General features: G+C 73.4%; 10 protein-coding genes. 7 read left to right on the top strand and 3 right to left on the bottom strand.

Annotation, left to right across the window (positions count from 1 at the left end; all coding sequences use genetic code 11):
- Positions 1-77 precede the first annotated feature (77 nt).
- Together K6U79_08950 and K6U79_08945 are read right to left on the bottom strand one after the other, a co-directional pair.
- Positions 78-986, bottom strand: a complete 909-nt coding sequence (locus K6U79_08950) for a hypothetical protein (GenBank protein MCL6522481.1) — start codon at positions 984-986, stop codon at positions 78-80.
- On the bottom strand, positions 890-1501 hold the full coding sequence (locus tag K6U79_08945) for an acyl-CoA dehydrogenase (GenBank protein ID MCL6522480.1): 612 nt from the start codon (positions 1499-1501) through the stop codon (positions 890-892). The genes K6U79_08950 and K6U79_08945 overlap by 97 nt, the downstream gene beginning before the upstream one ends.
- 270 nt (positions 1502-1771) lie before the next feature.
- On the opposite strand from K6U79_08945, the gene K6U79_08940 reads away from it, so the two are divergent.
- The 6 genes from K6U79_08940 to K6U79_08915 all read left to right on the top strand — a co-directional run bounded on the left by K6U79_08940 (position 1772) and on the right by K6U79_08915 (position 7343).
- Positions 1772-2470: an ABC transporter ATP-binding protein gene (locus K6U79_08940; protein ID MCL6522479.1), complete on the top strand. Its 699-nt coding sequence runs from the start codon at positions 1772-1774 to the stop codon at positions 2468-2470.
- A gap of 38 nt (positions 2471-2508) precedes the next feature.
- A complete protein-coding gene (locus tag K6U79_08935; protein ID MCL6522478.1) occupies positions 2509-3213 on the top strand; it encodes an ABC transporter ATP-binding protein in 705 nt (234 codons plus the stop codon).
- A 47-nt stretch (positions 3214-3260) separates the two neighbouring features.
- On the top strand, positions 3261-4610 hold the full coding sequence (locus K6U79_08930; protein MCL6522477.1) for an aminotransferase class III-fold pyridoxal phosphate-dependent enzyme: 1350 nt from the start codon (positions 3261-3263) through the stop codon (positions 4608-4610).
- 80 nt (positions 4611-4690) lie between these two features.
- Positions 4691-5548 carry a hypothetical protein gene (locus K6U79_08925; protein MCL6522476.1) on the top strand — a complete coding sequence of 286 codons (858 nt, stop codon included), beginning with the start codon at positions 4691-4693 and terminating at the stop codon, positions 5546-5548.
- Positions 5545-6468: an ABC transporter ATP-binding protein gene (locus tag K6U79_08920; GenBank protein ID MCL6522475.1), complete on the top strand. Its 924-nt coding sequence runs from the start codon at positions 5545-5547 to the stop codon at positions 6466-6468. Before K6U79_08925 ends, K6U79_08920 begins: the two co-directional genes overlap by 4 nt.
- The gene (locus tag K6U79_08915) at positions 6465-7343 is read left to right on the top strand and encodes a hypothetical protein (protein MCL6522474.1); all 879 of its coding nucleotides are present in this window, start codon (positions 6465-6467) and stop codon (positions 7341-7343) included. The genes K6U79_08920 and K6U79_08915 overlap by 4 nt, the downstream gene beginning before the upstream one ends.
- Here the strand turns inward: K6U79_08915 and K6U79_08910 are convergent.
- Positions 7340-8077, bottom strand: a complete 738-nt coding sequence (locus K6U79_08910; GenBank protein MCL6522473.1) for a hypothetical protein — start codon at positions 8075-8077, stop codon at positions 7340-7342. The genes K6U79_08915 and K6U79_08910 overlap by 4 nt on opposite strands.
- Before the next feature lie 113 nt (positions 8078-8190).
- On the opposite strand from K6U79_08910, the gene K6U79_08905 reads away from it, so the two are divergent.
- Positions 8191-11520, top strand: a complete 3330-nt coding sequence (locus K6U79_08905) for an efflux RND transporter permease subunit (protein MCL6522472.1) — start codon at positions 8191-8193, stop codon at positions 11518-11520.
- Positions 11521-11787: the final 267 nt, after the last annotated feature.

Below are 11787 nucleotides of genomic sequence, written 5' to 3'. Positions count from 1 at the left end.
CTGCAACCGGAGCTCCAAGGTGTCCAGCATGCCGCCCAGACGCAGGGTTTTTAGCTTCTTTTCCAACTGGTGGGCTTTCACGGTAATTCCTCCTTTCCGGAGAGGGCGAACCCTTGTTGCCCATGCAGGAAGGCAGGCACGTCTTTTTCTTCGGCAAAGGCCAGGGGCAGCCGGTCCAGGCCCTGCTCCAGGATGTTTTTGATGGTGCGGTACTTGGGATCGCCGTAGGCCAAGGCGCGTTCGGCAGCGGCATTGAGCCGGATAGCCCCGTACCGTTCGCCCAGACGCAAAATGCCCTGAGCCTGGCGCAGGTTGTACAGGGTGGGGACCGCCAGGATCTCCTGCACAGCCTGGCTGACAACCGGTCCAAGAGCCTGAGCCCTTTCCAGGCACCACTGCGGGTTGCGTTCGTAGAAGGCCGCCTTGCCGGGCGGGAGATCGGCGGGATCAGTCCGGCGTTCTCCCGGCGCGGCCTTAAGGTGGGTTCGCACCAACTCCTCGCCGCGGAAGAACTGGACTGTGGTTTTGGAGATGCGCACCTGCAAGGTCTGGCCGACGTACCTGTAGGGCACGGAGTATACACCCCTTGCCACGGTGGCGTGGCTATCCCGGCCGACCTTGGCCTTCTGCCAGGTGACCATTTCCCAGGGTTGGTAAGGAAGCAACAGAAGATGGTTTTTCTCCTCCTGGGTGAAGTGTTCCAGGGGCCTCTGCCGGGTGGTGCCGTGGATGCGCCGGCCGGCTACCTCGAGACACCACCGGATGGCTTCCTGGCGGGCCTCCTCCATGCTTCCGAACTCCCGACCCCGCCAGAAGCTGTCCCTGATGTACGGCATAATCCTTTCAACCCGCGGGTTGTCTTTAGGGTGGCCGCGCCGGCAAGGGTCAATCAGGGTGTGATAGTGAGTGGCCAGCTCCGCATAGGCGCGGTTGAACTTCGGGTCGTAGATATCCGGCTTGACCACGCCGTCTTTGAGGTTGTCCAAAACCAGGCGGCGCGGTACACCATCAGCTTGGCCATCTCAGCCTGCGTCGCCATATCCGCCAGCTTGAATTGAATCGCCTGGTGCGACGCCAGCGGCTTGCCGAAGGTCTTCCGTTCTAACGCGTACTTCAGGGCCATGTCCAGGCACGCTTCCGCCAGCGACAGCCCGAGCGTCGCCACCGAGATCCGGCCGCACTCGAGCGTTTTCATAAACGCCCGGAACCCGGCTCCCTCCTGCCCGAGCAGGTGATCTCGCGGGACGCGCACGTTATCAAAAACCTGCTCGCGCGTGTCCACCATGTGCCACCCGATCTTCTTGTACGGCTTGCCGACCGTGTAGCCCGGTGTGCCTTTGGGGACGATGAACGCGCTATAGCGCTTCTTGCCGTCCGCGGTTTTTCCGGTGGTCGTAAGCGCCACCAGCCCGTAACTCAGCGGCGTACCGGCGTTGGAAATAAAGCATTTGGTACCGTTGATGACCCAAAAGTCCCCGTCTAAATACGCGGTAGTTTGGATGTTCGCCGCGTCGGACCCGGCCTGCGGGGGGGGGGGGCCGCCCGCCCCCGGGGGCCCGCCCCGCCCCCCCGGCGCCCCGGCCGCCTGGAGCCGGCGCCCGCCACCGCGGGCGACGGCGCCGGCTTCCGGCCGGCGCGGGCCTCTGCCGGGCGCGCCCTCCCGGCCGCGCCGCCGGCCGGCGGCGGCTCCGACCCCGAGCCGGGGCCGCTCCTGCACGTGGAGCGCGTCACCAAGCGTTTCGGCGGCCTTGTGGCCATCGACGGGGTGGAGATGGAGGTCCGCCGGGGCCATGTCCACAGCCTCATCGGACCCAACGGGGCGGGGAAGACGACGCTCTTCAACATGATCACCGGCACCTACCGGCCCGACGGCGGCCGCATCCTCTTCGAGGGCCGCCCCGTCTCCGGGCTGCAGCCCGAGGACGTGGCGCTGCGCGGGATCAGCCGCACCTTCCAGAACATCCGCCTCTTCCGCGAGATGACGGCGCTGGAGAACGTGCTGGTGGGCCGGCACATCCACCTGCGCGCCAACCTGGCCGACGTGCTGCTGCGCTCGCCGCGCATGCGCAGGGAGGAGGCGGAGGCGGTGGAGCGGGCGGCCCAGCTCCTCCGCTTCGTCGGGCTGGCCGGGCTGGAGAACGAGCTGGCGCGCAACCTCCCGTACGGCAACCAGCGCCGGCTCGAGATCGCGCGGGCGCTGGCGGTGGAGCCGCGGCTCCTCCTCCTGGACGAGCCGGCGGCGGGAATGAACCCGCGCGAGACGGCTCGGCTGCTGGAGCTGATCGAGGAGCTACGCACGGAGATGGGGCTGACCATCCTGCTCATCGAGCATGACATGAAGGTGGTCATGAGCATCTCCGACGTGGTCACCGTCCTCGATCACGGGGCCAAGATCAGCGAGGGCACGCCCGAGGAGGTCCGCGGCGATCCGCGCGTGATCGAGGCCTACCTGGGGCGGAGCGCGGTCTGAAGGGGGAGAGGGCCATCGCCGGGGAGACGACGCCTCGCATGCTCGAGCTGGTCGACGTCCACACCTTCTACGGCCCCATCGAGGCGTTGAAGGGCATCTCGCTGGAGGTAAGGCAGGGGGAGATCGTCACCCTCATCGGTGCCAACGGGGCCGGCAAGACCACAACCCTGCGCTCGATCTCGGGGACCGTGGCGCCGCGCCAGGGGCGGGTCCTCTTCCTGGAGCAGCCCGTCCAGGGGCTTCCCCCGCACCGGATCGCCGCGCTGGGCGTGGCGCACGTCCCCGAGGGGCGCCACGTCTTCGCGCGGCTGACCGTGCAGGAGAACCTGGAGATGGGCGCCTACCTGGTGCGCAGCCGGGAGGAGGTGCGGCGCCGGCTGGAGTACGTCTTCGCCATGTTTCCGCGCCTGGTGGAGCGCCGCCGGCAGGCGGCGGGCACCATGTCCGGCGGCGAGCAGCAGATGCTGGCCATCGGCCGGGCGCTGATGAGCGGGCCGCGGCTCCTCCTCCTGGACGAGCCCTCCATGGGGCTGGCACCGGTGCTGGTGGAGCAGATCTTCGAGACCATCCTGCAGCTGAAGCGGGACGGCATGACCATCCTGCTGGTGGAGCAGAACGCCCACCAGGCGCTCCGCATCGCCGACCGCGGCTACGTCCTGCAGACGGGCCGCATCACCCTGGCGGACGAGGCGGCCCGGCTGCTGGACAACCCCGAGGTGCAGGAGACCTACCTGGGCGCCTAGGCGGGCGGGCGGCCGGCCGGCCGGGCGGGGAAGGAGATGGGAAGCCGGTGTCCTTCTTCTCGGAGCGGTACGAGCAGATGACGCCGGGTTCGCGGCGGCTCTTCGAGCGCGCCCGGCGCGTGGCGCCCGGCGGCGTCCACCACAACCTGCGCTACTTCGCGCCCTACCCGCTCTTCGTGGAGCGGGCCGAGGGGGCGTACGTCTGGGACGTGGACGGCAACCGCTACGTCGACCTCTGGATGGGCCACTACGCCCACATCCTGGGCCACCGACCGCAGCCGGTGATGGAGCGCTTCCTGGCCCAGGCGGCGGGCGGGGCCCACTGGGGCATCGTCCACCCCCTCCAGGTGGAGCTGGCGGAGACGCTGGTCCGCCTCCTTCCCGCCGCGGAGGAGGTCCGTTTCTGCGTCACCGGAACCGAGGCCACCATGTACGCGCTCCGCCTGGCCCGCGCCTTCACCGGCAGGAAGGTGATCCTCAAGGCGCGCGGCGGCTGGCACGGCGGCAACTCGGAGCTCGCCCGGGCGGTCCATCCGCCCCTCGACCTCCCGGAGAGCGCGGGCCTTCCGCCGGCGCTGGAGGAGTACGTCGACACCTTCCGCTACAACGACTTCGAGGAGAGCCGGCGCGCCATCGAGCGCCACGGCGCCGACTTGGCGGCGGTGATCGTCGAGCCGCTGCAGAACGCCTTTGTCCCGCCGGAGCCGGGCTACCTGGCCTGGCTCCGGGAGCTGACGGAGCGGGTGGGGGCGCTCCTGATCCTGGACGAGGTGATCACCGGCTTCCGCCTCGGCCTCACCGGCGCCCAGGGCCTCTACGGCGTCCGGCCCGACCTCTTCACCCTGGGCAAGGTGGTGGGCGGCGGCATGCCCGTGGCGGTGATCGCCGGCCGGCGCGAGATCCTGGAGCGGGCGAGCCCGCTCTCGGGCCTGCCCAGGGGGGAGGCGGTGCTGGCCGGCGGCGGCACCTTCTCCGCCATGCCGGCGGCCATGGCGGCGGGGCTGGCCATGGTGGGCTACCTGGAGGAGCATGCGCCGGCCCTCTACGAGGAGCTGGCGACCCGGGGCGAGCACCTGCGGCGGGGGCTCGCCCAGGCCTTCGCGGCGGCCGGCCTGCCCGCGCGCGTCTTCGGCGTCGGCTCGCTCTTCTCCGTCGCCTTCCCGGCCTCGTCCGACGTGGAGCTGAAGAACAACGAGGACGTGGAGAGCAGGACGGACCTCTACCGGCGCGACCACCAGTTCCGCCTGGGCATGCTGGCGCACGGCGTCTACCTGGTCAACGGCGGCGGCGCCCTCTCGACGGCCCACGGCGAGGAGGAGATCGAGCGGGTGGTGGAGGCGGCGGCCGCGGTGGCGGAGGAGATGGTCCGCCACGGGGGCGAGGCCGGGAGCGCCTGAGGCGCCCGGGCGACCGCCTCCCCGCGCTTCGGGGCGCGCCCGGGGCGGTGGTAGAGTGGGCGCAGCGGAGGTGATCTCCCTTGCGCCCGCGACGCAGATGGTGGCAGGCCGGGGCGGCGGCGCTGGCCCTGGCGGCCGCGGTGGCGGTGGCGACCGTGGAGCCGCTCCAGGCCGCCGCCCAGTCGTTCCTGGACCTCTTCCACGCGCAGAGGCTCCAGCCGGTCACCCTGGACCGCTCCTTCCTCGCCTCGCTTCCCCGCGCCTCCGGGCCCGAGGCCTTCGGCCGCTTCCGCCTGACCGGCGGCGGGCGGCAGCTGGCGGCCACCCCGGCCGAGGCGGAGTCGCTCCTGGGCGGGCGGACGCTCTACGTGCTGAAGGTGGCGGGCTGGCAGGCGGCCGGCGGCTGGGAGGTGACGGGGCCCGCAGAGGCCAGCCTCACCCTCGACCGGGCGAAGCTGGAGCAGTACCTGCGCCAGGCCGGCTGGAGCGACGCGCGCCTGCCCCAGGCGCTGGACGGGGCCACGTTCACGGCCCGCATCCCGGCCGTGGCCGGCTCGCGCTGGCAGGGGCCGGGCGGCCTGGAGGTCCGCCTCTTCCAGGGCGCCGAGCCGCAGCTCTTGGCGCCGGCCGGCCTCGATCCGCGCCTCCTCGAGCAGCTGCTCCTCCAGGCGCCCAACCTGCCCGCCGACCTGCGCCGGCAGCTCCAGGCGCTGGGCGACTGGCGGCAGGTGCTGCCCGTGCCGGTGCCGCAGGGCACCGTCAGCCGCCGGGCGAGCGTGCGCGGCGCGCTGGACGCGCTCTACCTGGCCGATCCGGCCGGCGGGGGGGCGGGCGTGCTCCTCTGGCTGGAGCCGGGGGGTGACGTCCTCGCCCTGGCCGGCCACGGGCTGAGCGAGGCGCAGCTGGCCGCCCTGGCCGCCTCCGTGCAGGCGCGGTGAGCGGGGCCCAGGCGCCGGCCGTCGAGGTGCGCGGGCTCCGGCGCAGCTACGGCGCCAGGGTGGCGCTCGACGGCGTCGACCTGGCGGTGCCCGCGGGCGTGGTCTTCGGCCTCCTGGGGCCGAACGGGGCGGGGAAGAGCACGCTGGTCCGCATCCTGCTCGGCTTCCTCGAGCCGGAGGCGGGCGAGGCGCGCCTCTTCGGCCGGCCGGTGGGGCGGGCGGAGGCGCGGGAGGGGGTGGGCTTCCTGCCCGAGCGCTTCGCCTACCCCGGCTGGATGACAGGGAGCGAGCTGCTGGAGCACCACGGGCGGCTGCTCGGCCTCCCGCCGGCGCGCGCCCGCGAGGAGGCGCGGCTGGCGCTCCGCCGCGTCGGCCTGGAGGAAGCGGCCGACCGGCGCATCCGCGGCTACTCGAAGGGCATGCAGCAGCGGCTGGGGCTGGCCGTCTCGCTGCTGGGCGAGCCGCGCCTGCTCCTCTGGGACGAGCCCACCTCGGCGCTGGACCCGCTGGGCCGCCTCCTGGTCCGCGACCTCATCCTCGAGGAGCGGCGGCGCGGCGCCACCCTCTTTCTCAACTCGCACCTGCTGGGCGAGGTGGAGCGCGTCTCCGACCACGTGGCCGTCATCGACCGGGGGCGCGTCCTGCGCCAGGGCCCGCTGGAGGAGCTGCTGCGCGGCCGCCTGCGGGTGCTGCTGGAGGCGGAGCCGCTGGAGCCGCCGCTCCTGGAGGCGCTGGCCCGCCACGGCCGGCTCCTGGCGCGGGAGGGTGGGCGCGTCGAGCTGGCCGTCGCCGGCCGCGAGGCGCTGCCCGAGCTGGCCCGGGCCGTGGCGGCCGCCGGCGCCCGCCTCTACCGCCTCGAGCCGCGCGGCGAGTCGCTGGAGGAGTTCTTCCTGCACGCGCTGGAGGAAGCCCGCCCGTGACCGCCCTCCGCCCCCTCCTGGAGATGGCCCGCTATGCGGTGCGCGAGGCCTCGCGCCACCGCCTCACCGCGCTCGGCGCCGGCGTCGGCCTCCTCCTCCTCGGCCTCTACGCCTGGGGGCTGCGGGCGGCGCTGACCCACCTGGAGAACGCCCTGCCCGGCGCCGCGGCGGGCGCCGCCCCCGGCCTGGGACGGGCGCTGCTGGTGCAGGGCTTCGCGCCGCTGGCGCTCTGGCTGGCCTCGCTGGTGGGCGTGGCGCTGGCCTCCGTGCTGGGGGCGGCCGCCACGGCCGGCGAGCTGGACTCGCAGGTGGCGCTGGCCACCCTGGCGCGCCCCCTGCCGCGCGCCGCCTGGTACCTGGGCAAGGCTCTGGGGGCCGCGCTCCTGCTGACCGCGCTCCTGGGCGGCCTCCTCCTCGGGCTGGCCGGCCTGACGCGGGCGGTGGCGGGGAGCGCGCCGTTGGCCTGGCCCGAGGCGTCGGCACTGGTCCTGCTGGAAGGCCTGGTGACGCTGGCGGTGGCCCTGGCGCTGGGCACCCGCCTGCCGGCGCTGGCCGCCGTGGTGGGAACGCTGCTGCTCTACGGGCTCTCGCTGGTGGGGGTCTTCCTGGGCTTCGTCTCCGGCCTTCTCACCCAAGGAAACCGGACGCTGGAGAACCTCTCCACGCTCCTTATGCTCCTCTTCCCGGCCAGCGGCCTCTACGCCCGCGCCGCCAACCTGATGGCCGGCGCCAACCCCCTCACCGGCCTGACCATGGGGCCGCTGGGCGGGGGCGCCGCGGCGCCCACCGGGGCGCTGACGCTCTGGGCCCTGGGCTACCTGGCGGCGGCGCTGGCCGCCGGCTGGGCGCTCTTTCGAAGCCGCGAGATCGGCTAGGAGACGGCGCCTCCCCGTCCGCCGGCGGGTGGCCTCGCCTCCGCCGCCTCCTCCAGGAGGCGGCAGAGGCGGCCGGCCTCCCCCGGGCTCAGCTGGTCCAGCCGCCCCGCCAGCCCGGCCAGCGCCTCGGCCAGTGCGCGGCGAAGGCCGGCACCGAGCCGCCGCGCCCGTCCCGCCAGGAGCGCGCTGGCCGCGCCCAGGGCGAAGGCCAGCCGCGCCTGGGGAAGGAGGATCCGGCGCGAGGAGGCGACCAGCTCGCCGGGCTCCAGGCGGAGCAGTCGGTGGAGAAGCAGGACCGCCGCCAGTCCCCTGGCGACCGCCTCCCGCGGCTCGCCGGCCGCCGCCAGCCCCGCCAGGAGTTCGCGCATCTGGCCGGCCGGCTCGCCCGCGCCCACCCAGCGGGCGAACCGCTCCTCCAGCCGCCCCGCCGCCTCCGCGGCCCCCGGCGGCGCGACCGGGGAGGGCGCCGCCTCCACTCCCGGCCCGCCCAGCAGGCGCCCCGCCCCCTCGCTCGGGCGGAAGAGGACGGGGGGCCGGCCGTGGCGCCCGGCGCCGCGCCCGTACTCGCGGCAGACCAGGCCCAGCCGCTCCAGCTGCTGCAGCGCCTCATAGGCCGTCCACTTGCTGATGCCCTGCCGGCGCGCCAGCGCCTCGTAGGGGACGGGCAGCCGGCTGGCCCGGTAGAGCTCCGCCAGCGCCCGCAACAGTTCCAGGCGTCTCGCCGTCAGGTGCATGCAGGGGCCGCCTCCTCCGCCCGCAAAGTCTACAAAAACCCCAAGAAGCAGGGTAGACTGGGGCCGGTCGCCTGACCGACCGCTTCCCCGTGGGGGAGAGGGGGCCTCTCGGCGTGTCGTCCTTCCTGCGCCAGGAGATCCGGAGGCCGGTCTTCATCACCGTGCTGGTGGCGGTGGTGGCCGTCCTGGGCGTCGTCTCGCTGACGCTCCTGCCCAACGAACTGCTGCCCCAGCTCAACCCGCCGGTGGTGACCGTCACCACCGTCCTGCCCGGCGCCTCCAGCCAGGAGGTGCAGGACCTCGTCTCCGACCCGCTGCAGAAGGCGGCCGCCACCACGCCGGGGCTCAGCCAGATGCAGGTGGTCTCGCAGGAGAGCCTCTCCCTGATGGTGCTCCAGTTCGACTGGGGGAGCGACGTCAACCGGGACATCCAGGAGCTGCGCACGCGCATCGACCAGGCCGCCCTGCCCTCCGACGCCCGCCGGCCGGTGATCAGCAAGTTCGACCCGGCCGCCATGCCGGTGCTGGAGTACGTCGTCACCTCCGAGCGCGGCGCCAGCCTGGAGTCCGTCACCAGCCTCCTGCAGCAGCGGGTCGTCCCCCAGCTGCAGGGCGTCGACGGCGTGGCCAGCGTCGAGCTGGCCGGCGACCGGCCGCTGCAGGTGCAGGTGGAGATGCGGGAGGCCGACCTGGCCCGTTACGGCGTCAGCCCGCTCCAGGTGCAGCAGGCGATCCAGGCCTCCAACCTCAACTACCCGCTGGGCACGGTGACGCGGGGGGAGGAGAGCTGGAGTCTGCGTCTCAGCGACAGCCTGCCCGACCTGGCGCCGCTCCGCCAGCTGGTGGTCGGCCAGCGGGTGGCGCCCGGCCCGGCCGGCCGCCCCGAGGTGCTGCCGGTGCGCCTGCAGGACGTGGCGGACGTGCGTCTGGCGCCGGCCGAGGCCAGCTCGTACGCCGAGCTGGACGGCCGGCCGACGGTGGCGCTGATGGTCTTCAAACAGTCCGACGCCAACACCGTCGCCACCGCCGACGCCGTCCAGAACGAGCTGGACCGGCTGGCCTCCCAGAACCACCTCCGCTTCACCAAGGTGCTCGACTCGGCCGAGATCGTGCGCAGTTCCATCCAGGACCTGGTGCGGGACCTGGTGATCGGCGCGCTGATGGCGGTGGTGGTCATCGCCCTCTTCCTGCGCCGGGCGCGGACGGCGCTCATCGCCGCCATCTCCATCCCCGTCTCGGTGGTGGCGGCCTTCCTGGTGCTCTACCTATTGCACATGAGCCTCAACCTGCTCACCCTGGGCGGGCTCTCGCTGGCCGTGGGCCTGATCGTGGACGACGCCATCGTCGTCCTGGAGGCCGTCGAGCGCCACTTGGAGCGGGGCAAGTCGCCCGCGCAGGCGGCGGTGGAGGGGACGCAGGAGGTGGCGGTGGCGGTGGCCGCCTCCACCCTGGCCATCGTGGCCGTCTTCCTGCCCGTCGTCTTCGTCTCGGGCATCGCCAGCATCATCTTCCGCGAGCTGGCCATCACCGTCGCCGGCTCGGTGCTCGTCTCGCTGGCCGTCTCCCTGGGCGTGGTCCCCATGGTGGCCGCGCACGTGCTGCGGCCGGCGCGCCGGGGGACGGCCGCGCCGGCCGCGGACGGGCGGGGGGCCGCCGTGCCCGCCGGCGACGGTGCGCCGGCGGCCGTGGCCGTCCTGCCGCGCAGCCGGCTGACGCAGGCCTACCGCGCGCTCCTGGAGCGCGCGCTGGAGCGGCGCTGGGCCGTCCTGCTGGGCGCGGCCGCCCTGCTGGGGCTCAGCCTGCTGGCGCTGCCGCACCTGGGCAGCGAGTTCCTCCCCTCGACCGCCGAGGACCAGTTCCAGGTGGTGCTACAGGCGCCCGCCGCCACCTCGGCGGCCGCCGTGGACGCCAAGATGCGCCAGGTCGAGAGGCTCCTCCGCCGCGACCGCGACGTCCGGCAGGTGGTCGCCCAGGTGGGCGGCAGCCAGGGGCTCGCCATCCTCGGCCAGGCGACGGGAGGAAGCCCGCTGGCCATGATGACGGTCACCGTCCGCGACGGCGCCCGCGCGCAGGACGTGATGGACCGGCTGCGGGCGCCCGTGGAGCGGGCCGCCTCGCCGGCCACCGTCACCTTCAACCTGATCTCGCCCCTGGTGCAGCTCCTGGGCGCCCAGGCCAGCGCTATCGAGGTCCAGGTGAGCGCCCCCGACGCCGCGCTCGTGGAGCGGTGGGTACCCGTCATCCGCCAGCGCCTGGCGCGCCTGGACGGCGTGCTGCGCGTCACAGACAACCTCAGCCAGTCGCTCCCCGACCTGGAGATCCTCGTCGACCGGCAGAAGGCGGCCGCCTACGGCCTCACGCCGGCCCAGGTGGCGCTCCTCCTCGACCCGGCGCTGCGCGGCGAACAGGTGACGCACCTGGAACAGGGCGGCCAGACCTACGACATCTGGGTGCAGCTGCGGCCCGAGGACCGGAACTCGCCCTCCCGTCTGGGGGCGCTCGAGATCCCGCTGCCCCGTGGCGCGGGGGTAGCGCCGGGCGCGGCGGCGCCTGGTGCCACCACGGCCGCCGCGCCCGCCTCGGTCCGCCTGGACCAGATCTCCACCATCCGCGAAGGGCAGGCACCGGTCTCCATCGTCCGCATCGACCAGCATCCGGCCGCCACGCTGACGCTCCTCTACCAGGGCCGCGACGCGGGCGGCATGGTCCGCGACATCGGGAACGCGCTGGACGCGCTCCACCTGCCCTCCGACCTGACGGTGCAGTACCAGGGCCAGGCCAACCTGATGCTGGAGGCCTTCTCCGGTCTCTCGCTGGTCCTGGCGCTGGCGGTGGTGCTGGTCTTTCTGATCATGGCCGGCGAGTTCGAGTCCTACCTGCACCCCTTCGTCATCCTGCTCTCGCTGCCGCTGGCCGCCGCGGGGGTGCTGGGCGCCCTCTGGGCGACGGGGATGCGCTTCAGCGTCACCGTCTTCCTCGGCGTCATCCTGCTGGTGGGGATCGTGGTGCGGAACGGCATCGTCATGATCGACCTGATCAAACAGCTGCGCGACGCCGGCCACGGCGTCCGCGAGGCCATTGTCCTGGGCGCCGCCGTCCGCGCCCGTCCCGTGCTGATGACGGCGCTGGCCGCCGCCCTGGGCATGCTGCCGGTGGCGCTGGGCCTGGGCGGCACGGGCATCCGGCTGCTCCAGCCGCTGGGCGTGGTGGTCATCGGCGGCCTCGTCACGGCCACGCTCCTCACCCTGCTGGTGGTACCGGCCGTCTACTCGCTCCTCGACCCCGCCTATCGCAGAGAGCGGCGCTCCGCCCGCAGGCCGCGGCGCGCCTCGGACCAGCTCTCCCCGGAAAGCCTGGCGCGCCTGCGCGCCCTGCTCAGCGACGCGCGCGTGGTCGCGGCGGTGGAGGAGGCCCTGCGCCAAGCGGAGACGCACCACGGGTAGGCCCCGCCGCGGCACGCGGACGCCCCCCGGGGCGGGGGGCGTCCGCGCTCTTCCACCGCGCCGTTCCCTTCTTGTTTGAGAAAGTAATTGCTTTTTATTTATTCCTGCCGGCTTTCCCTAGCAGCCTGAGAGACTAACGCCCTGGAAAGAGTGAGTGGATCACGCGGCATGGTATTCGATCGGACAGTAACGCGATCCCGAGCAGCGGGCCGAAGAGTGGGAGGTAACTGGGCAGGCCACAGAGCCCGGACCTGGCTCCGTGCGCTA

The sequence above is a fragment of the Bacillota bacterium genome (assembly GCA_023511835.1).
GTDB lineage: Bacteria > Bacillota > Sulfobacillia > JAIMAT01 > JAIMAT01 > JAIMAT01.
The sequence above is the reverse complement of the archived record's forward strand: the minus strand, read 5'-3'. Positions and strand labels throughout refer to the sequence as shown.